Annotated in this window: 11 protein-coding genes and 2 pseudogenes; 5 read left to right on the top strand and 8 right to left on the bottom strand. The window is 74.6% G+C overall.

Annotated features, from left to right (window positions below; genetic code table 11):
- Positions 1-1,155, bottom strand: a 1,155-nt coding sequence (locus VR45_RS29130; protein WP_234326285.1) for a helix-turn-helix domain-containing protein, incomplete at its 3' end; no start/stop codon positions are given.
- Positions 1,156-2,508: 1,353 nt separating this feature from the next.
- Positions 2,509-3,579, bottom strand: coding sequence for an HAD family hydrolase (locus VR45_RS42790; RefSeq protein WP_107084309.1), 1,071 nt, complete (start codon positions 3,577-3,579; stop codon positions 2,509-2,511).
- A gap of 798 nt (positions 3,580-4,377) precedes the next feature.
- On the opposite strand from VR45_RS42790, the pseudogene VR45_RS29140 reads away from it, so the two are divergent.
- Positions 4,378-4,812 (top strand): annotated as a pseudogene (locus tag VR45_RS29140) (universal stress protein); the annotation flags it as partial.
- Between the two features lie 2,001 nt (positions 4,813-6,813).
- Positions 6,814-7,614 carry a DUF4239 domain-containing protein gene (locus tag VR45_RS29150; protein ID WP_045942847.1) on the top strand — a complete coding sequence of 267 codons (801 nt, stop codon included), beginning with the start codon at positions 6,814-6,816 and terminating at the stop codon, positions 7,612-7,614.
- A gap of 82 nt (positions 7,615-7,696) precedes the next feature.
- Here the strand turns inward: VR45_RS29150 and VR45_RS29155 are convergent, their stop codons facing one another.
- From VR45_RS29155 to VR45_RS29170, 4 genes are all read right to left on the bottom strand, one after another.
- Positions 7,697-8,884 carry an acyl-CoA dehydrogenase family protein gene (locus VR45_RS29155; RefSeq protein ID WP_045942848.1) on the bottom strand — a complete coding sequence of 396 codons (1,188 nt, stop codon included), beginning with the start codon at positions 8,882-8,884 and terminating at the stop codon, positions 7,697-7,699.
- A 199-nt stretch (positions 8,885-9,083) separates the two neighbouring features.
- Positions 9,084-10,046, bottom strand: a complete 963-nt coding sequence (locus VR45_RS29160) for a hydroxymethylglutaryl-CoA lyase (RefSeq protein ID WP_045942856.1) — start codon at positions 10,044-10,046, stop codon at positions 9,084-9,086.
- A gap of 53 nt (positions 10,047-10,099) precedes the next feature.
- Positions 10,100-12,403 (bottom strand): biotin carboxylase N-terminal domain-containing protein, encoded by a 2,304-nt coding sequence (locus VR45_RS29165; RefSeq protein ID WP_045942849.1) that lies wholly within the window; start codon positions 12,401-12,403, stop codon positions 10,100-10,102.
- A gap of 115 nt (positions 12,404-12,518) precedes the next feature.
- Positions 12,519-14,243 (bottom strand): carboxyl transferase domain-containing protein, encoded by a 1,725-nt coding sequence (locus tag VR45_RS29170; RefSeq protein ID WP_234326287.1) that lies wholly within the window; start codon positions 14,241-14,243, stop codon positions 12,519-12,521.
- A 134-nt stretch (positions 14,244-14,377) separates the two neighbouring features.
- Here VR45_RS29170 and VR45_RS29175 point away from each other — a divergent pair, with 134 nt between their 5' ends.
- Entirely contained in the window at positions 14,378-15,085 is a 708-nt protein-coding gene (locus VR45_RS29175) for a TetR/AcrR family transcriptional regulator (protein WP_045942858.1), read from the top strand.
- A 511-nt stretch (positions 15,086-15,596) separates the two neighbouring features.
- On the top strand, positions 15,597-19,457 hold the full coding sequence (locus VR45_RS29180; RefSeq protein ID WP_045942859.1) for an ABC transporter ATP-binding protein: 3,861 nt from the start codon (positions 15,597-15,599) through the stop codon (positions 19,455-19,457).
- Positions 19,458-19,571: 114 nt separating this feature from the next.
- Here VR45_RS29180 and VR45_RS29185 read toward each other — a convergent pair whose 3' ends face one another.
- A complete protein-coding gene (locus tag VR45_RS29185; protein ID WP_045942850.1) occupies positions 19,572-20,591 on the bottom strand; it encodes an ATP-grasp domain-containing protein in 1,020 nt (339 codons plus the stop codon).
- Positions 20,592-20,743: 152 nt separating this feature from the next.
- Between VR45_RS29185 and VR45_RS29190 the strand changes: the two genes are divergently transcribed.
- Positions 20,744-21,280, top strand: a complete 537-nt coding sequence (locus VR45_RS29190) for an NUDIX domain-containing protein (protein ID WP_045942851.1) — start codon at positions 20,744-20,746, stop codon at positions 21,278-21,280.
- On the opposite strand, the pseudogene VR45_RS29195 reads toward VR45_RS29190, so the two are convergent.
- Positions 21,247-21,779 (bottom strand): annotated as a pseudogene (locus tag VR45_RS29195) (hypothetical protein); the annotation flags it as partial. The gene VR45_RS29190 and the pseudogene VR45_RS29195 overlap by 34 nt on opposite strands.

A 21,779-nucleotide genomic window follows, 5' to 3' on the forward strand; every position in this document is an offset into this window, starting at 1 on the left:
CGCCGAACCGGCGGGGACCTGGGCGGACGCGCCGGGCCGACGGGCCCGGTAGCTCGTCCGGTACGCGGCCGGCGAGACCCCGAGCTGACGGCGGAAGTGCCCGCGCAGCGCCACCGGCGAGCGGAAGCCGCAACGGCGCGCGACATCGTCCACCGACAGTTCCGAGGTCTCCAGCAGCCGCTGCGCCTGCAGTACCCGCTGGGTGATCAGCCACTGCAGCGGGGCGCTGCCGGTCAGCGTCCGGAACCGCCGGTCGAAGGTCCGCCGGCTCATGTAGGCGCGGGCCGCCAGCACCTCGACGTCGAACTGCTGGTTGAGGTTCTCCAGCGCCCAGGTGACGACCTCGGCCAACGGGTCGTTGCCGATCTCCTCAGGTAAAGACTGATCGATGTACTGGGCCTGTCCTCCGCCGCTGCGCCGGCTCGGCACCACCAGGCGGCGGGCGAGCGCGTTGGCCGCCTCGGCGCCGTGGTCGCTGCGCACCACGTGCAGGCAGAGGTCGATCCCGGCGGCGGTGCCGGCCGAGGTCAGCACGTCGCCGTCGTCGACGAACAGTTCGCGCGGGTCCACGTGCACCCGCGGGTAGCGCTTGGCCAGGGTCGGCGCGTACATCCAGTGCGTGGTCGCCGGGCGGCCGTCCAGCAGGCCGGCGGCGGCCAGCACGAACGCGCCGGTGCACAGGCCGATGATCCGCGCGCCCTCGTGGTGCGCCTTGCGCAGCGCGGTGATCGCCTCGACCGGCGGCGGCTGGGAGATCGAGCGCCAGGCCGGGACGACGATCGTGCCCGCCCGGGCGAGCGCCTCCAGCCCGTAGGGGGCCGAGAGGGTGAGGCCGCCGGTGGTGGCGAGCGGGCCCTCCTCGCCGGCGCAGACCAGCAGCCGGTACCGGGGCACCCCGGCGTCCTGGCGGTCGACGCCGAAGACCGAGAGCGGGATCGAGCTCTCGAAGATCGGCGCGCCGCCGAAGATCAGGACGGCGACGGTCTCCCGGCGCCGACGGCCGGAGAGCTTGCGCGGGGAGGTGGCCGTCGCGGTCGTCGAGGAGCCGTTGAGACCGGCCGCGGGACCGCCGTGGCCGCCGGGGCCGTGGCCGGTGCCGCCGTGTCCGGCCGCACCGAGGCCGAGCGGCCCGGCGGAGGCCGCCGCGCCGACCATGCCGTGGGCGACCGCGCCGAGGCCCTGGCCGGGCGCCCCGGTCGCGGCGAAGGTCGCGTAGCCGCCCTCCGGGCCGGGGTGGCCGTATCCGTTGCCGGGGTGGCCGCCGCCGTTCTGGGGCCCGTTCTGGTGGCCGCCCTGGTGGCTTCCGGAATGGCCGGTAACCGACGCCCCGGCCCGGCCGTCCGGACCCGCTCCGTACCCGCCCCCGTGGCTGACTCCGGATCGACCGACGGGGCGTCCGCCGTGCTCCGGGGTGACCGGGAAGGACGGGGAACCCGCGCCCGACGGTGCGCCCGGGCCGGCTGTGGCGCCTGGTGCGGAAGGTGCGCCAGGGGCTGTCGGGGCCGCAGTGGAATAGGAGGGGTACGAGGCGTTGCCGGAGTGACGGGTGTTGGCGGTGGAGGCCTGGGAGCCGGTGCCTCTCGCGGAACGACCCACGATGCCGGCCACGGGCTGGCCGCTGTCAGGACCCGCGTCGCTCCTGCTCACCCTGCTCAAGGCGCTCAAGCCCCCTCGGTGGTGTGGTGTGGTGGTGCGGCACTGCTGGCCAAGATCGAATCTATCGGGTGGACCGTTGCCGTTGTGACAAGTTCACCATCCGACGCTATGTCGACATGGCAATTTGGCGTGATGCATTCGATCACGAAGCGTGGCACCCGTCGACCCTTCTGGGAAGAGGGTCGGTGCAACGGTGGCTGGTTGTCGCGGGACGGGTCCTGGGGCGTCCGGCTTCGACGCACCCGGCCGGTGCGCCTGGGCTGCGGATTTGCCCAAGGGCAGGGGACCCGGGCGAGATTGACCGAAAATAGGCGGTGCACATGAGGGGCGCACAGCCCCGGAGCATGCGCCTCCCAGGCTTCATCCGGCCAGCGCCGGGGCCGGGAATCGGGAACTGGTGACGTCGCGTCACCGAGCTCCCGCGGAGATCGCCGCCGGCTCGAACCGGCCAACAGTGGCGACCCCGCGCAGGCGTCGGACCGGCCATGATGTCCCCGCCCAGGCCGGCCTGCGGCGCGCGGCGACCCCGTGCCACGCCGCCCGTGCACGAACAGGCCGTACAGGAACCGGAACTGACGGTGTCGATCCCGGTACCGGTGGGGCGGTCGGCGGCGGGGCCTCGGCCGGATCCCGGCCCGGTCGGCGGGCCGTGACCGGTCCGGCCGGCACCGGTGCGACCCCCGGTCTCCCGCCGGACCTGCGGCCCGTTCCCGATCGAACTGCTGACGGAGGGTGAGGTCGCCCGCCCTCGGGCCGGCCGGGTCGGCGGATCGGTCGGCGGGCCGGTCGGTGGCTCGGTGGGCCGGTCGGTGGCGCGGTCGCCTCCCGGGTGCCGCCGGGACCCGTGGTGCGCTACCCGGCGCGGGCCGGGCTCGGTGCCGAGGCGTCCGGAGCCGGCGGCGACGGTCGGACGGGGAGCGGGACCGGCGGCGGCGTCGTTGCGAGGCGGCCGTCGGGCCGCCGGGCAAACCCGTCGGACCGGTTTCGGACAGCGGATCCGGCCGCCGCGGCGGCCGAGGCATCGCCGTCGGCGTGCGCGACAGAAGGCGCATGCCCGCCGTCCGGGGCGGACAGCAAGAACTGCACGCCGTGGTGCGCGCCGCTCTGCGCCGTCGGACCCGGCTCCACCGCCGCTCCGCCGCGCGCCCCGCTCGCGACCGGCCGGCTCGCGACCGGCCGGCCAGCGATCGGCTGGCCCGCGATCGACCCGCGCCGTTTCCCTGCTGCCCCGGCCCGCACCCCCGGCCGGGGCGACGGGGCGCCACGGGCGGCCAGCACCTGCCCGACGGCCTCCGGCAGACCGGCCGCCTTGAGGGTGGGCCGGTAGCCGGGCTCGGCCCAGGGGCGGCCGTGGTGCAGCCAGACGCTCCGCAGCCCGGCCAGCTCGGCACCGGCGATGTCGGCGGGGGCGTGGTCCCCGACCATCCAGGTGTGCGTGGCCCAGTCCCCGGTCGGTGCGACGCCGCACCGCTGCGCCGCGATCTCGAAGATCAACGGGTCCGGCTTGAGGCAGTCGGCCTCCTCGGAGATCACCCAGCCGTCGACCATCGGCCCGAGGCCGGTCCGCCGGATCTTCTCCAGCTGGGCCCCGGTGCTGCCGTTGCTGACGATGCCCAGCGTCCACCCGGCGGCGCGCGCGGCCCGCAACGCGTCGAGGTTGCGCGCCGGGCAGTGGATGTGGGCGTTGATGCCGCGCCGGTAGTGCGCGAGCAGCCGGTCGAGCGACTCGTCCAAGCCGTAGCGGCGGCGGGCGGCGGACAGTACGGTGCTGCGCGGCACGTAGCCGCCGCCGTCGATGGTGGCGAGCCACTCGACGTCGGCGGGCGGCAGGGCCCGTTCGAGCAGGAAATCCTGAGCCCAGGCCCGGAATGCGGCGTCCCTGGGGAGCAGCGTGTTGTCGAGGTCGAGCAGGAGCAGGGGCATGTCGAGCATGGTGCCAGCGGCCGTGCCTATGCATCTGGCAAATGCCGGGCGCCGTCGCGAACCCGTACGTATTGGCCGAAACGGGGTGTCGGGACCGTTCGGCTTCGCACGGTCCTCCGCACGGTCCACCGCGCAGTCCTCCGCACGGTCCCGAGGGCCAGTGGTGGCCCGGGTCGCCTCACCGCCCGGTGACCGGCCCGCAACGGATCGTCATCGATCCATGACAGTCCGGTCACGGTGTCCCGGAGTCCTGTTGCGCCACCCGGTCCGCTCAGTCAAGCTCCAGGGAACCTCCTTCGCCGGAGGGGCGTTCTCGCGCTCGGGCAAGGGGCGCACGGCCGTCGGCACGCGCATCCCTCGTTCGCGGGAAGAGTGTCGCCCCGAGGCCGCGTGGCTGGGCGGTATGCCCCGCCCGACGTACTCTGAAAGGAACAGGTCACAAACGGTGGTGCTCGGTGCAGACCGACGTCTTCCCGTGGGCGGGCCTGCCGCTCGGGCAGCGTTGTCCTCTCCTGTCGGCCCATCTCCTTCGAAGAGCCTTGTGCCATGGCTGGTTCTGAGCACTCCCGACCGGGGGAACCGGGCGCGGACGCCCGGAGCGGTGGTTTCGTCCGCCCCCTTCGCAACCTCGCGCGCCGCAGCCGCTCCGGTTCTGCCTCCCGCCAGCGGCGGGACGCTCGGCGGTCCGGCCCCCAGGAGCCCCCGGTGACCGGCCGGCCGGGACCGGGTGCCGACCGCCCGGACACCGCCGGCCTGCCCGGTGCGGTCGGCGAGGCGGCCGTCCGGGAAGCACCCGCCAAGTCCTGCGACCCGGCTTTCCAGCACGGTGTGGTGGTGGGCTTCGACGGCTCGCTGTCCAGCGAGCGCGCCCTCGCCTACGCGGTGGGCATGGCCCGCCGCTCCCAGTGCGGGCTGGTGATCGTGCACGTCGCCAACCGGCTGCCCGCCACCGTGTGGGCCGGCTGCGAACCGCCGGTCTTCGTGGACCTCCCCGACCACCGGACGGAGGTGCTCGGCCTGGAACTCGCCTGTGCGGACTTCCTCTCCGGAGTGCCCTGGATCCTGGTCGAGCGGGGTGGCGACATCTGCCACGAGATCGAGGAGGTCGGCCGAGAGTTCGCCGCTGACGCGATCGTGGTCGGCACCACCCATGGTCTGCTCGGCAAGATCTTCGGCTCGGTCTCCGGCCGTCTCGCCCGCCGCGCCAATCGCCCGGTGATCGTGATCCCCTGATATTCGGGGGTGCTGCTGCTGGGCCGCGACCGTGGCTGCAGCTGCGGCTGCGGCTGCGAGTGCGGTCGTGAGTGGTCGCCGCCCCGGTCGGATATAGGCCGAACGTGTGTCATTCGCGCCGACGGAACGCGGCGCTGCCCGGATCGCGGTGGGGCGGCGACGAAGAATGACCGGGTGATCGTTGGGCCAGCTTCGCTGCCGAGTCGTCCCCCGCGCCGTCACCTCTATCGTTCGCTCCGTTGTGCCGCCTCGCTTCTCGTGCCGCTCACCCTCCTTCTCCTGATCCCGGTCCCGGTCGCGGCGGCGGGTGTGCCACGGACTTCGACGGTGCACCCCGCCGGCGGCGAGGCCCGCGGCGCGGTGCGGCTGGAGGTCCGCACCAACGGTGCGACCGGCACCGAGGTCCGGGTCCGCGCCGACGAACCGCTGCTCCGCGTCTACCGGTTGACGAACCAGGCCGAGTACCGGCTGACCGTCACGACCCTGAAGGACGCCCAGGTCTCCGGGGCGCCGATGGTCTGCGGGGGCGAACAGCCGCTCGTGCTACCGCCGTTGGGCGTGGTCGAGTGCTCGGCGACCCTCCCGGCCCGAGGTGGCCCGCAGCGGACCGAGGTCCGGGTCGAGGCCGGCGCCCCCAAGGGGATGCCCTCGGCCGTGGCGACCGCGCAGGCCGGCTACCGCGGACTGGTCGCCGGCATGACCCTGACCAGGGTCGGCGCCCCGACCGGCTCCGGCGTACTGGCCCGCGCCGACCGGAGCGCGGAGCGTAGTGCCGACCTGGATGCGGCCCGGGCCGGGGACCGGACCGCCGCAGATGACGCCGCCCTCCCCACCGTCCGGAGGCCCGGACGGCGCGCGCTGCCGATGGCGGCCGGCGGGGACGTCCGGTTGCGCTACCGGGTGGACGCGGTCGGGGATTCGCCGATCAGTGCGGTCAGTGTGGCGGAGCACCTTCCCGGGGTGGGACCGGTCAGCTGCACCGGACAGTCCGCCGCCGGGCTGCTGGAACCCGGGCGGCCCTTGGACTGCACGGCCTCCGGCGCGGCCGTACCCGGTCGGCACACCGGCGTGGCGCGCGCCGAGGGCCTGGCGGCCGACGGCGCGGTCGGTCAGGACGGCCGCCCGCCGCCGCCCCGGCCGGTCGCCGCCGAGGCCGCGGGCGACTACGAGGGCCAGGGTCCGGCCCCCGCCCAGCCGGGGGCCGGACCCGACTCGGCACTACCGGGCGCCGCCCCGGGCACCGGCACCGGTGCGGGGTCGACCACCGGCGGACGCCCGCCGGCACCGGGCGCCGCCAATCCCGTGGGCGCTCAGCCCCCGGGAGCCGTTGTACCGGGAGCTTCTGCCCCAGGGGCCGCCGCCAACGCGCTGCCACCTAATGCTCTGCCGCCCAACCCCGCTGCTCCCAACGCCGCCGCCGCGCCCGCCGGTTCGGCCGCCGCTCCGAATGCCGCCGCCAACGCTGCGGCTGCGGCCNGGCAGCAGCAGCCGGGCAGGCGGCCGCGCCGGGTACCGCCGCCGCTGCAGAAGCCGCAGCCGAAGCCGCTGGATCCGCCGTGCCCTATCGCCCGGGGACCAGTACCTTCGGCCTGCCCGCGAGCCCCTTCCAGGCCGTGCCGGCCCCTGGCGCAGCTGGTGCTGCCGGTGCCGCCGGAAGCGCGGGCGCCGCCGCAGCGGGTACGGGAGCCGGAGCGCCGGGAGGCCCCGGCCCCGGCCCCGGACCCGGTGCGGGCCCCGGCGCCCCGTCCGCCGGCCCGGGTCGATCGGCGGAGTCCGCCGCGCCGAACCCGAAGGGGAACACGGCCTCGGTCGCTCAGAGCCCGGACGGCGCACCGTTCGACTGGGACGAGGACTGGGACACCAATGAGGTGATGCTGCTGATGCTGGCGATCATGCTCCCCGTTCTGGTCGTGCTGGCCGCCGCCCTGTCGGTGCGGCAGCGTGGGACGTCCGGGCCCGGAGGTGGCGGTGGCGACTGAACTCCGGGGGAGTGAGCGGTAGATGTGGGTCAATGTCGTGGCGGCGCTGGCGGGTGCGGCGCTCGCCCTGGTCATCGGTGCGTTGGTCGGTCGCTCCCGCGGTTCCCGCGAGGGAGCGACCAACCCGTCCGCGATCAGCTTCGCGGGCGCGGCGGTGCTCGGCTTCTTCGCCCTCTTCACCGGCTTCGCCATCGCCGGTGCCTGGCAGCAGCTCAACATGGCCCGCCAGCACACCTACGAGGAGTCCCGTGCCCTCACCGAGGTGTACTGGGCGGCGCGGCTGCTGCCGGAGCCGGACCGACCGGTCGTGCAGCAACGGGTGCGCGAGTACACCGGGCAGGTGATCGGGGACGAGTGGGCGCAGATGGGCCGGGGGCACGGCAGCGCCGAGGCCTGGGCGGCGGCGGACCGGATCAGGGTCTCGGTGGACGCGGTGCGGAGCCAGGAGCCGTCCGAACTCGCGGCCAAGGCGGATGTGTTGAGAAGCCTGACGGATGTCTACGCGCGACGGAACGCCCGGCTGTCCGATGTCGGCGCGCAGGTACCGGTGGTGGCGCTGGGAGGGCTGGTGGTGGGGTCGGTGCTCGTCCTGGCGACGCCGCCGGTGATCGGGTTGACCGCCAACGGTCGCAACCTGGTGCTGATGGGGTTCGTGGGGGCCTCGGTGGCCTTCGCGGTCAGCATGGCGTTCCAGCTCAGCGGCCCGTTCGACGGTGCCGTCAGGGTCGCGCCGACGGCGTTCGAACTCGCGCTGACCCGGTACGGCCAGATCGACTCGGGCGGGCCCGTGGTGACTCCTTCCTCTTCACGAGCGCCCCGCTGAGCGCTCTCTCGACCGTGTTGCCCGCCCTCCGCGTCGTCCCCGACGGACGACGCGGAGGGCCGGACAGGGACCTGCCGCAGCCTCAGGAGACGCCGAGCTCCCGCGCGATGAGCATGCGCTGCACCTCCGAGGTGCCCTCGCCGATCTCCAGGATCTTGCAGTCCCGCCAGAAGCGGGCGACGGGGAATTCGTTCATGAAGCCGTACCCGCCGTGGATCTGGGTCGCCTCGCGGGCGTTGTCGACGGCGGCCTCCGACGAGTACAGCTTGGCGATCGCGGCCTCCTTCTTGAACGGTTCCGAGTGCAGCAGCCGGGAAGCGGCGTCCCGCCAGGCGAGGCGGGAGGTGTGGGCGCGCATCTCCATGTCGGCGAGCTTGAACTGGATGGCCTGGTTGGCGCCGATCGGCCGGCCGAAGGCCCGGCGGGTACCGGCATAGAGGACGGACTGGTCGACGCAGCCCTGGGCCAGGCCGGTGGCCAGGGCGGCGATCGCGATGCGGCCCTCGTCGAGGATCCGCAGGAACTGGGCGTAGCCGCGACCTCGCTCGCCCAGCAGGTTGGCCGCGGGAACGCGGCAGTCGGTAAAGGACAGTTCGCGGGTGTCGGATGCGTTCCATCCGACCTTCGAGTACTTCTTCGACACCTGGAACCCGGGAGTCCCGGTGGGCACGATGATGGAGGAGATTTCGCGCCGAGGCGAGGAGAATTCGCCCTCTTCACTCGAACGAGCGAGCGGTTCGGTGAGTGCGGTGACGGTGACCAGACCCGTGATGTCGGTGCCGGAGTTGGTGATGAAGCACTTGGTGCCGTTGATCACCCACTCGTCGGTGGCCTCGTCGTAGCGGGCGGTGGTGCGGGTCGCCCCGGCGTCGGAGCCGCCCTCGGGCTCGGTCAGGCCGAACGCGCCGAGCAGCTCGCCGGAGGTCAGCCGGGGCAGCCACTCCCGCTTCTGCTCCTCCGTGCCGAAGCGGTGGATCGGCATCGCGCCGAGCGAGACGGCCGCCTCCAGGGTGATCGCGACCGAGGAGTCGACCCGGGCCAGCTCCTCCAGCACCAGGCAGAGCGCGAAGTAGTCGCCGCCCATGCCGCCGTACTCCTCCGGGAACGGCAGGCCGAACAGGCCCATCCGCCCCATCTCCCGCACGATCTCGTAGGGGAACTCGCCCTGCTCGTAGTACTCGCCGATCTTCGGCGCGACCACGTCCTGGGCGAATTCGGCCACGGTGCGCCGCAGTTCCTCGTACTCGGTGTTCAACCGGTGGTCGAGCATGGTGATCCTCCTGGGGCCCCGCCGGGGTGGGCGCGGGCGTGGTCGGGGCGACCGCCGTCCGTGCGGGTGTGACGGACGGCGGGCGGTGCGGAGAGCGGACGAACGGGGGTGGACCGGCCGGCGGTATAACGGTCGGGTCCAGCGGGTGTCGGCCGGGCGGGCAGTCGCCCGGCCGACGGGCGGGACGGTCGGTGCGGGGTCAGTCCGAGGCTCCGGCCTCGGTGGCGTCGAGCAGGGCCTGCACCGTGCGGGACGGGCTCGGGCGGCCGAGCCGGCGCGCCATCCAGCCGCTGGTGGCGACCAGGGCGCGCAGGTCGACGCCGGTCCGGATGCCGAGGCCGTGCAGCATCCACACCAGGTCCTCGGTGGCCAGGTTGCCGGTGGCGCTCTTGGCGTAGGGGCAGCCGCCCAGTCCGCCGGCGGACGCGTCCACGGTGGTGACCCCGGCGCGCAGCGCGGTCAGCGTGTTGCTGAGCGCCTGGCCGTAGGTGTCGTGGAAGTGCACCGCCAGCCGGTCGACCGGCACGCCCGCCGCCGCGAACCCGTCGAGCAGGTCGGTGACCTGGCCCGGGGTGGCCACGCCGATGGTGTCGCCGAGGCTCAGCTCGGCGCAGCCCATCTCCAGCAGCCGCAGACCTGACCGGACCACCTGGGCGACCGGGACCGGACCCTCCCAGGGGTCGCCGAAGCACATCGACAGGTAGCCGCGGACCGGGACCCCGGCGGCCGAGGCCCGTTCCACCACGGGGCGGAACATCGCCATCGCCTCGTCCGCCGAGCGGTTGAGGTTGCGGCGGGCGAAGGTCTCGGTGGCGCTGGCGAACACCGCGACATCGGTGGCGTGGTGGGCCAGCGCGCGGTCGAGCCCGCGCTCGTTGGGTACCAGCACCGGCAGCCGCAGCCCGGGGCGGCGGTCCGGGAGGCCGGCCAGCCGGGGCATCAGCTCCTCGGCGTCGGCCAGCTGGGGCACCCACTTCGGGTGGACGAAGCTGGTGGCCTCGATGGTGCGCAGCCCGGCGGCGGCCAACCGGTCGATGAACTCGGCCTTGACCCCGACCGGGACGAGGGCGCTCTCGTTCTGCAGCCCGTCGCGCGGACCGACCTCGTGGATCCGCACCTCCTCGGGCAGGCCCGGGGCGCGGACCGGGGCGGGCAGCCCCAGGTCGAGGGCATCGGGTTCGCGCGCGGTGCCGGCGCCTCTCGGCGCGGGGGCGGTCACGACCGCACCGCCGCGACGGGCTTGGCGGCGGCCGGGCCGGACTCGGCCTCGGCGGGGGTCACGACGACCAGCAGCTCCTCCATCGCCACGGTGGCGCCGGCGGTGGCCCGGAGTTCGCTCACCGTGCCGTCGTGCGGGGCCGAGATCACGTGCTCCATCTTCATGGCCTCCAGGACGAGCAGGGGCTGGCCCTTGCGGACCGACTCACCGGCAGTGGTCTTGACGACCGTGACGGTGCCCGGCATCGGCGCGGTCAGGGCGCCGTGGTGGGCGGCGCCGTCGGCGGCGCCCTCGCCGACCGGGTCGTGGCCGTGCACCGGCCAGGCATCGCCGTCGACGCCCAGCCAGGTCACCGGGCCGGCGGCCGCGGCGGTCCGGTCGTCGGCGAGGGCGAAGCCGGTCCGCAGACCGTCGACGGTCAGCCGGAGGCGGTCGTCGGAGCGGTCGGCCCTGGCCCGGTGGACCGGTCCGGTGCCGAGCCTGATCTCGACCTCGGCGGTGGCCCCGGACGGATTGTCAGTGGCCTCCGCTACGTTGCTCGCAGTGATCGGACGGATGCTCACCGACACCGGGTCCTGGCCGGGGACGCGGAGCCGGTGGGTGGTCCAGGCGGGGTCGCCGCCGAGGCGCCAGCCGGAGGGAAGGGAGAACGGGTCGGTCCAGCCGTCGGCGTCGGCGGCGGGGGTGAGGTCCAGGTGCCGCGCGAGCGCGGCCGCGTAGTAGAGGAGGTGGGCCGGTGCCGGTTCCTCCGTCGGCAGGGAGTCGGCGGGCTCGGAGGCCGTCGCCGGGGCCGCGGCCGCGGTGGCCGGGGAGTACGGGGAGGCGAGCAGTCCGGGCTCCCGCTGCGCCGTCTGCTCGACCAGGCCGGTGTCGAGCCGTCCTGCGGCGACCTCGGGGTGTGCGAGGAGCCGTCGCAGGAAGCCGGTGTTGGTGGTGACGCCGAGGATCCGGGTGTCCGCGAGGGCGGCGCGCAGGCGCCGCAGCGCGGTCGGGCGGTCGGGTCCGTAGGCGATGACCTTGGCGAGCATGGGGTCGTAGGAGCTGGTGATCACGGTCCCGGGGGCGACCCCGGAGTCCACCCGGATGCCTTCGCCCCGGGGCTCGTCGAGGAGCAGGATGCGTCCGCCGGTGGGCAGGAAGTCCCGTTCCGGGTCCTCGGCGCAGATCCGGGCCTCGATGGCGTGGCCCTGGAAGGAGATGTCGGACTGGGTGAAGGTGAGGGGTTCACCGGCGGCGACCCGCAGCTGCCACTCGACCAGGTCGAGCCGCCGGGGCCGGTCGGCGGCGGGCTCGTGGTCGGGGTCGTGGTCGGGGCCGGCCGGCCCCGACGTGGCCACGGCGACGGCGAGTTCGGTGACGGGGTGTTCCACCTGGAGACGGGTGTTCATCTCCATGAAGAAGAAGTCCCGCACGCCCTCCGTGGGGGTGGGGGAGTCCGGGTCGATGCCGGGGACGATGAACTCCACGGTGCCGGCGCCGGTGTAGCCGCAGGACTCGGCGGCCCGGACGGCCGCGGCGCCCATGGCGGCGCGGGTCTCGGCATTGAGCAGGACGGAGGGAGCCTCTTCGATCAGTTTCTGGTGGCGGCGCTGCAGGCTGCACTCGCGCTCGCCGAGGTGGACGGTGGTGCCGTGGGCGTCGGCCAGCACCTGCACCTCGATGTGGCGCGGCCGGTCGATCCAGCGCTCCAGCAGCAGGGTGTCGTCGCCGAAGGCGGTGCGGGCGACGCGCCGGGCGGCGGCGATCTCGGTCGGCAGCTCGGCCGGGTCGCGGACCAGGCGCATGCCCTTGCCGCCGCCGCCGGCGGAGGGCTTGAGCAGGACGGGGTAGCCGATCCCGGCAGCCGCCGCGACGAGGTCCTCGTCGGTGGGCGCGGTGGCTTGGCTGCCCGGGACCACCGGCACACCGGCGGCCCGCACGGCCTCCTTGGCGTTGATCTTGTCACCCATCAGCTCGACCGCGGCGGGAGGAGGACCGATGAAGACGAGGCCGGCGTCGGCGCAGGCGCGGGCGAAGGAGGCGTTCTCGGCGAGGAAGCCGTAGCCGGGGTGGACGGCCTGGGCGCCGGTCCGGCGGGCGGCGGCGAGGATCTGGTCGGTCCGCAGGTAGGTCTCGGCGGCGGAGCTGTCGCTGCGGTCGGCCGGGCCGAGCCGGACCGCGACGTCGGCCTCGCGGACGTGCGGCGCGTCGGCGTCGGCGTCGCTGAACACGGCGACCGAGCGCACGCCGAGCCGCCGCAGGGTGCGGATCACCCGGACGGCGATCTCGCCGCGGTTGGCGACCAGAACTGTGTCGAACATGGGAGGCGTTCCTCCGGGTCGAGGGGGCCGTACGAAGGAGGTGGCGGGACACCGGGTGGGTGCCGGGCACCGGGGAGGGCGGCGGAGCGGGTGGGCCGCCGCCCCGGGAGGGGCGCTACATGCGGAAGACGCCGAACGGGCCGGGTGCCGGGAGCGGGGCGTTGGCGCAGGCGGTGAGGGCGAGGCCGAGGACGGTCCGGGTGTCCATCGGGTCGATCACGCCGTCGTCCCAGAGCCGGGCGCTCGCGTAGTAGGCGTTGCCCTGGCGCTCGTACTGCTCGCGGACGGGGCGCTTGAACTCCTCCTCCGCCTCGGTGGCCCACTCCTCGCCGTGGGCCTCCAACTGATCGCGGCGGACGGTGGCCAGCACCGACGCGGCCTGCTCGCCGCCCATCACCGAGATCTTGGCGTTCGGCCACATCCACAGGAAGCGGGGTGAGTAGGCCCGGCCGCACATCGAGTAGTTGCCGGCCCCGTAGGAGCCGCCGATCACCACCGTCAGCTTCGGGACACGGGTGCAGGCGACGGCGTTGACCATCTTGGCGCCGTGCTTGGCGATGCCGCCCGCCTCGTACTGCCGGCCGACCATGAAGCCGGTGATGTTCTGCAGGAAGAGGAGGGGGATGCCGCGCTGGTCGCACAGTTCGATGAAGTGGGCGCCCTTGAGGGCGGACTCGGCGAACAGCACGCCGTTGTTGGCGACGATGCCGACCGGGTGGCCGTGGATCCGGGCGAAGCCGGTCACCAGGGTCGCGCCGTACTCGGCCTTGAACTCGGCGAACCGGCTGCCGTCGACCAGCCGGGCGATCACCTCGCGCACGTCGTACGGCGTGCGCGGGTCGACCGGGACGGCCCCGTACAGGCCGGCCGGGTCGACGGCCGGCGGCTCGGCCGGGGCGAGCGGCCACGGGCGGGCGGCGCGCGGGCCGAGCCCGGCGACGATGGTGCGGACGATGGAGAGGGCGTGGGCGTCGTCCTCGGCCAGGTGGTCCGTGACGCCGGAGGTCCGGGAGTGCAGATCGCCGCCGCCCAGCTCCTCGGCGGTCACCACCTCGCCGGTCGCCGCCTTCACCAGCGGCGGCCCGCCGAGGAAGATGGTGCCCTGGTTGCGGACGATGACGGCCTGGTCGCTCATCGCCGGCACGTACGCGCCGCCGGCCGTGCAGGAGCCCAGCACGGCGGCGATCTGCGGGATGCCCGCGGCGGAGAGGCGCGCCTGGTTGTAGAAGATCCGGCCGAAGTGGTCGCGGTCCGGGAAGACCTCGTCCTGCATCGGGAGGAAGGCGCCGCCGGAGTCGACCAGGTAGACGCAGGGGAGCCGGTTCTCCAGCGCGACCTCCTGGGCGCGCAGGTGCTTCTTGACCGTCATCGGGTAGTAGGTGCCGCCCTTGACGGTGGCGTCGTTGGCGACCACGACCACCTCGCGCCCGGCGACCCGGCCGATGCCGGCGATCACCCCGGCGGCCGGGGCGGCGCCGTCGTACATCCCGTCGGCCGCCAGCGGGGCGAGTTCGAGGAAGGGGGAGGCCGGGTCGAGCAGGGTGTCCACCCGGTCGCGGGGGAGCAGTTTGCCGCGCGCGGTGTGGCGGGCGCGGGCCTTGGCGCCGCCCCCGAGCGCGGCCGTGCCGAGCTTCTCGCGGAGTTCGGCGACCAGGGCCCGGTGGGCGGCGGTGTTCGTCCGGAACGCCTCGGACCCGGGGTCGGCGGCCGTGTCGAGCCGGGGCGCCGGTGCGGCCGCGCCGGGAGCGCCGCGGCCGTGGGCCGCGCCGCCCGCCGGGGTGCCGGCCGCCGCGCTGCCATTGATGCCGGTGGGTGCGCCGACAGTAGTGGAGATGACCATCCCAAGAGCTCCCTTGCCCTCGGCGGCAGGTGGGCCGACAGGGCCGGTGAGCCCGCGACCCCCACACGTTAATGAACGTTAACTTCCGTCGCCCAGGTTAACCACCGATAACCCGACTGTCTACGATGGTCGGCATGCCGAACGTCCCATCCGCCTCCGGGCTCGCACGCCGCGACCAGATCCGCAGGGAGGCCGCCCGACTGTTCGCGGCCCGGGGCTTCCTCGGTGTGGGCGTCGACGAGATCGGCAAGGCCGTCGGTATCAGCGGCCCCGGCCTCTACCGGCACTTCGCCGGCAAGGACGCGATGCTCGCCGACCTGCTGGTCGGCATCAGCGAGCGGCTGCTGGAGGAGGGGCGCCGCCGGGCGGGCGGCAGTGAGGGCCCGGCCGCCGCGCTGGACGCGCTGATCGGCGGCCATGTCGACTTCGCGCTCGACGACCGCGACCTGATCACGCTGCACGACCGGGAGCTGCTCAACCTCCGCGACGAGGACCGCAGGACCGTCCGCCGCCTCCAGCGCGCCTACGTGGAGCTCTGGGTGGAGGTGGTCCGCCAGGCCTGTCCGCCGCTCGCCGCCCCGACCGCCGAGCCGGTCGCCCGGGCGGCCGTGCACGCCGTCTTCGGGCTGATCAACTCGACCCCGCACAGCCACGGCCCGAACCCCGCCCAGGGGGACGAACGCGCCGGGCTCACCCGCGACGCGATGGCCGAACTGCTGCGCGACCTCGCCCACGGCGCGTTCTCGGCGGCCGCCGACTCCGTCGCCGCTGACACCGGCGCTGACAGCGGCGCCGGCTCCGGCGCTGCCGCCGTCGTCGGCATCGACGCCGCACGAGCCTGACCGGCGGGTCCGCCGCCCCCTCGGGGCCGTTGCTCCATTCGGGGGTGGGCCGGGTCGGGCGCCCGACCTAGGACCAAGGGAGGTCCGCCCCCTGCGTCGGTGGACGGTGGGCGGCTCCCGCTCCGTCGGCGACCCTGGTAACGAGCGCCGGTCCGGCCGGGCGGGAATCACCGCAGGCTGCGGGCTGTTGGCCCGTCCGTCGGGCCGGGACCCCCGGCGCGTCCTGGCCTGAAAAATCCATGGCGGTCACCCGACGGAATGGTTAGCATCCCTAAATATGCCTGAGACTCACGGATCTACGGTGGAGCTTTCCCCGAGCGGCACCCGAACCGGCACCCCGGGCGCGGACGGCGCCAAGAGCGACACGGGTTCCTCGTCGGACAAGCCCGGGGACGGGCGTGCCCGACCGGACCGGAAGCCCGGACCGTCCACGACCGCCCCCGACGGCTCCGGCCCGCCGACCGGCTCCGACGGCCCCCACAGCCCCGAAGGCGCGGGCTGGCTCCGACGGCTGCTCGGCTACTGCTGGCGCTCCCGGCGCAGCGTGCTGCTCGCCTTCGGCGCCTCGCTGCTCGGTATGGCCGTCACCGCCCTGGTGCCCCTGGTCACCAAGCTGATCATCGATGACGTCATCACCGCGCACTCCCGGCCGCTCGCCCCGTGGGCCGTCGTGCTGCTGCTGGCCGCCGCCGTCGTGTTCGGCTGCACCCAGGTCCGCCGCTACTACGGCGGGCAACTGGCCGTCGACGTCCAGCACGACCTGCGCGCGGACCTCTTCCGCTCGCTCGGCAGACTCGACGGCCACCGCCAGGACCGGCTCGACACCGGACAGGTGGTCGGCCGCGCGACCTCCGACCTCCAACTGGTCAACGGGCTGCTCTCGATGCTGCCCATGATGACCGGCTACCTGCTCATGTTCGTCATGTCGCTCGGCGTGATGGTCTGGCTCTCGCCGCCGCTCACCCTGGTCGCACTGGTGATGGCCCCGGTGCTGTGGTGGGTCTCGACGCTCAGCCGCAAGCGGCTGTTCCCCTCCACCTGGGCCGCCCAGCAGGAGGCCGCGGCCGTCGCCGGGGTGGTGGACGCGGCGATCGGCGGCGTGCGGGTGGTCAAGGGCTTCGGCCAGGAGGGGCAGGAGCTGGACAAGCTGGAGACGGCCTCGCGCAACCTCTTCGCGTCCCGGCTGCGCTCGATCCGGCTCAACAGCCGCTACAACCCCGCCATGCAGGCCGTTCCGGCGCTCGCCCAGGTGGCGGTGCTGGCCTTCGGCGGCTGGCTGGCGGTCGAGGGGCAGGTCTCGCTCGGCACCTTCGTCGCCTTCTCCACCTACGTCGCGCAGATGACCGGCCCGGTCCGGATGCTGACCATGGTCATCACGGTCGGCCAGCAGGCCCGGGCCGGTGTCGAGCGCGTGCTCCAGCTGATCGACGAGCGTCCCCTGGTCCGGGAGCGCCCGGACGCGGTCGTCCTCGACCTGGCCGCCGAACCGGCCGCCGAACCGATCGCCGACACCGCCGCACCCGACGCCGGTCCGGACGCCACCCCGCCTTCCGGCCCGCGCGTGGTCGGACCGCTCACCACCGAGGTGGCGCTGGAGTTCGACCAGGTCGAGTTCCGCTACGACCCCGAGCACCCGGCCCCGGTCCTGCACGGCCTCAGCCTCCGCCTCGCACCCGGCGAGACCCTCGCCCTGGTCGGCTCCTCCGGTTCGGGCAAGTCCACCGTCGCGCAGTTGGTGCCCCGGTTCTACGACCCGGCGGACGGCGCCGTCCGCCTCTACGGCCACGACCTGCGCGACCTGACCCTCGACTCGGTCCGGTCGGCCGTCGGCATCGTGCCCGAGGAGAGCTTCCTCTTCTCCGAGACCGTCCGCACCAACATCGCCTACGGCCGCCCGGACGCCACCGACGAGCAGATCGTCGCGGCCGCCCGCGCCGCCCAGGCCGACGAGTTCGTCCGGGAGCTGCCCGACGGCTACGGGACGAAGGTCGGCGAGCAGGGCCTCACCCTGTCCGGAGGCCAGCGCCAGCGCATCGCCCTGGCCCGGGCGATCCTCACCGACCCCCGGATCCTGCTGCTCGACGACGCCACCTCGGCCGTGGACCCGCAGATCGAGGCCGAGATCCACGACGCACTGCGTTCGGTGATGGCCGGCCGCACCACCCTGCTGATCGCCCACCGCCGCTCCACCCTCCAGCTCGCCGACCGGATCGCCGTCCTGGACCACGGCCGCCTGCTCGACATCGGCACGCACGAGGAACTCGCCGCCCGATGTCCCCGCTACCGGGCCCTGATCACCGACCCCGAGGCGGGCCGGAGCACCCCCGCCGCGCCCCCGGCGGCACCCGGAGCGGCCGAGCCGTCCGCGCCCACCGGCGCCGAGCCCACCCAGGACACGGGCGCCACCCAGGACGCCGACGCCGACACGGACACCGACACGAGCGCCCCCGCCCCCGTCATGCCCACCCCGGCCCTGACCAAGGCCGCCCGCACCGCCGCACCCGAACTGCTCGCCCGGGTCGCCGCCCTCCCGCCGGCCACCGACCACCCGGAGATCCCCCGGGCCGAGGCCGAGCGGGGAGACCCCGACTTCAGCCTCCGCCGCCTGCTGCGCCCCTTCCGCGTGCCGCTCGCCCTGGCGCTGCTCCTGGTCGCCCTGGACGCGGGCGCCGGTCTGGTCCTGCCGATCCTGATCCGGCACGGCATCGACGACGGCGTCAGCAAGGGCGTCATGACCGGCGTCGCCGTCGCCTCGCTCGCCGCCCTGGTGATCGTCCTGCTGGACTGGCTGGTGCAGGGCGCCGAGAACCGGGTCAGCGGCCGCACCGGCGAGCGGGTGCTCTACTCGCTCCGGCTCAAGATCTTCGCCCACCTCAACCGGCTCGGCCTCGACTACTACGAGCGCGAACTCTCCGGCCGGATCATGACCCGGATGACCACCGACCTGGACTCCCTCACCTCGTTCCTGCAGACCGGCGTGGTCACGGCGGTGGTCAGCCTGCTGACCTTCCTCGGCATCTTCGCAGCCCTGCTGGTGATCGACGCCGGACTCGCCCTGGCGGTCTTCGCGGTGCTGCCGCTGCTGGCGGTCGCGACCCTGGTGTTCCGCCGGAAGTCCAAGGCCCAGTACGAGATCTCCCGAGACCTCATCAGCACGGTCAACGCGGACCTCCAGGAGAACGTGGCCGGCATGCGGATCGTCCAGGCGTTCCGCCGGCTGGACGCCAACACGGACCGCTTCGTCGCCCGGGGCATCGCCTACCGGGACGCCCGGGTCCGGGCGCAGCTCTACATCTCGCTCTACTTCCCGTTCGTGCAGTTCCTCTCCAGCGTGGCAGCCGCGCTGGTGCTGATCATGGGTGCGTCGCGGGTGGACGCCGGGACGCTCACCGTCGGCGCGCTGGTCGCCTACCTGCTCTACATCGACCTGTTCTTCGCGCCGGTCAACCAGCTCTCCCAGGTGTTCGACGGCTACCAGCAGGCGGCGGTCGGCCTCGGCCGGATCCGCGAGCTGCTGCGCACCCCGACCAGCACCGCGCAGGCGGCCGACCCGGTGCCCGTCCCGGCCGGGCTCCGCGGCGAGATCGAGTTCGACCACGTCGGCTTCGCCTACAACGGCGGCGCGGACGGCGCCCCGGACGTCCTCACCGACATCAGCCTGCGGATCCCGGCCGGGCAGACGGTGGCGCTGGTCGGCGAGACGGGGGCCGGCAAGTCGACCCTGGTCAAGCTGGTCGCCCGGTTCTACGACGCGACGTCCGGCACCGTCCGGGTCGACGGCGTCGACCTGACCCGCTACGACCTCGCCCAGTACCGGCACCGGCTCGGGGTGGTGCCGCAGGAGGCCTACCTGTTCGCCGGGACGGTGCGCGAGGCCATCGCGTACGGCCGGCCGGGGGCCTCGCCGGCCGAGGTGGAGGCGGCGGCCCGTGCCGTCGGCGCGCACGACATGATCCTCCGGCTGTCCGGCGGCTACGAGCACGAGGTCGCCGGCCGGGGGCGGAACCTCTCGGCGGGTCAGCGCCAGCTGATCGCGCTGGCCCGGGCCGAGCTGGTCGATCCGGACGTCCTGCTGCTGGACGAGGCCACCGCGGCGCTCGACCTGGCCACCGAGGCGGCGGTCAACCACGCCGCGGACCGGCTCAGCGGCGGGCGCACCACCCTGGTCATCGCGCACCGGCTGACCACCGCCGAGCGCGCGGACCGGGTGGTCGTGCTGGACCACGGCCGGGTGGTCGAGGACGGCACGCACAAGGAGTTGCTGGCGCGGGGCGGGGCGTACACCCGGCTCTGGCAGGCGTTCGTGGCGGAGGGACACCACCGGTCCGGCACGGCGTCCGCCGCCGTCCCGGACGTGATCGCCGGAGCGTGAGCGGCCGGGGCGGCGCGGGCGGTCCTCACGACAGCCCGAGCCGCCCGACCGCACCCCCCGACCGCACCCCCGGCCGTCTGCCCCGACGTCCCCCGACCGCCCGGCCCCGGCCGTTCACGCCGCGAGCAGCGCGATCAGCAGCCTCGAAGGATCGATCCCCCGGGGCAGTTCGCTCACCTGCCCGTCGCCGACCTCGACCACCCGCCAGCCGGAGCCGTCCGCCCGCTCCGCCAGGTCGGTGGTGACGAACCGGCAGCCGAGCGTCCGCACCGGCGGCCGCACCCCGGACAGGTCGGGGGCGGACGGGCAGCCGGGCAGGTCCGGATGCGGTCCGACCAGCACCGGCTCGCCGTCCAGCCACCACACCCGGGACTCCACCGCCCGCCGTCGCCCGCCCCGTCCGTCGTCCGGCAGCCCGGGGTCCTGGGCCCGGTCCCGCCCGGAACCGCCGGACGGCGGGTCGTCGGCGTCCCACACCACCCGGTTGAACTCCTCGAACCGCCGCAGCACCACGCCCCCGGCGAGGTAGGAGCCCTGCAGTTCCACGAACCGGGCGACCACCCGGGCCACGGCCGGAAGGTCGGCCAGCTCCGGGATGAAGCAGGCCTCGCCCCACTCGTCCTTGCGGGACTTCACATAGTCCTTGACGATCGCCGGTCCCTGGCCGCCGAGCCCGGCGACGGCCGCCGCCAACCGTTCCGGACCGGGCGGCGCGATCCCGGCCCCGTCCCCACCGCCGCTCCCGGCGCCGCTGCCGCTGCCGGCTCCCGCCAGCGGCAGCCAGACGCTCTGCGGCGTCGCCCCCTCGAACACCCCGTACCAGCCAGGCAGTTCATGCGCCGACGCATACCCGGGCGGGCTGGTCAGCAGATGCCCGCCGCGTTCGGCCAGCGCGGCGGCGAAGGCCGCGTAGCGGTCCGAGGGGAGCATCCACCCCCGGTACCAGAACGGTCCGCGACCCGCCGGGACCCGGTCGACGGCCGCGCGGGCGTCACCGGCGAGCAGCGCGTCATGGTCGACGAGGTGGTGCTCACCGCCCAGGTCCCGCAGCAGCCGGGCCTCCCGGACGAACTGGGGATCGATCCGGCGCGGGTCCAGCGGATGGGAGGGGAGGAGGAACGCGGGTGCGGGCATGGGCGTCAGGGTACGGGCAGGGACAGCCCGTCGAGCCGTCAAAACCCCGACGCCACAGGCCCTGACCGGCCCGGTCGGACCGTCGCGGCCACCGGCCGGGGGGCGCTGGAATCCGTTCGACGGCCGGAGCGCACCGCTGGCAGAGTGACCCGATGCGAAACCTGTGGCGAAACGCGCGAAGGACCCCACGCCGGGCTGCCAGGACGGTGGTCCTGGACGAGCACGGCTCCGTCTTCCTCCTGCGTTCGGACAACAGCGAGGTCGGCGTGCACTGGACCATGCCGGGTGGCGGCATCGAGGCCGACGAGACCCCGTGGGCGGGGGCGCGCCGCGAACTCTGGGAGGAGACCGGCTGGTCGGACCTCGAACCCGGCCCGCTGCTCTGCACCTGGGAACACGACTTCACCTGGCACGGAACGCCGGTCCGCCAGCACGAGCACATCTACCTCACCGACGGCCCGCACCGGGGCCCGGTCGGCGACGTCAGCGCGGTGCACGCCGCCGACCGGATCCTCGACTGGCGCTGGTGGACCCCGGCGGACCTCGCGGACGAGAACGCGGACGCCCTCTGGCCGCCCCGGCTGCCGGAACTGCTGGCCGAGGTACGGGAGGGCTGGCTCAGTGAGCGGCGCGAACCCCGGCCCGTCGATCTCGGCTACATCCCGAACGGCGGACCCGTCCGCTCCTGAGCGGCGGTCCCGTCGGTTCCGAACGCCTGGAGCGGGCGACGCCGGCCGCGCCGGCCCGGCCGCCCGGGCGGGCCGACCTGCCAGTCCCGGAGCTCCAGCTCCCGGTCGTGCAGGGCGCCGGGGTTGATCACCACCGAGAGCCGCGCCTCCGCGAGCTGCTCCCAGGCGAGGCCGGTGGCGCTCAGCAACTGCTCGGTCGGTACCGAGACGGCGATCGCGGGCCGCCAGGCGGGAAGCACGACCAGACAGGTCCCCCGGCCGAGCCGGAGGAGCTCGGCGGTCGCCCGGACGGCGGGCCGTTCCTCGGTGCGGCCCGGGCGCCCGCCGGCGTCCGGCAGTTGGGGGGTGCCACCGATCAGCACGCCCAGCGGGGGTTCGGCCGCCGCCCTCGGCCAGGGGGCGTCCCGGTCGTCGCCGGTGCGCGGTCCGGGGACGACCGGCGCGCCGGTGGCCGGCGCCGGGCCGGTGCGCGCGCTGTCGGGCCGGACGGGGGCGGCCG

The organism is Streptomyces sp. NRRL S-495, assembly GCF_000966955.1.
Taxonomy (GTDB): Bacteria; Actinomycetota; Actinomycetes; order Streptomycetales; family Streptomycetaceae; genus Kitasatospora; species Kitasatospora purpeofusca.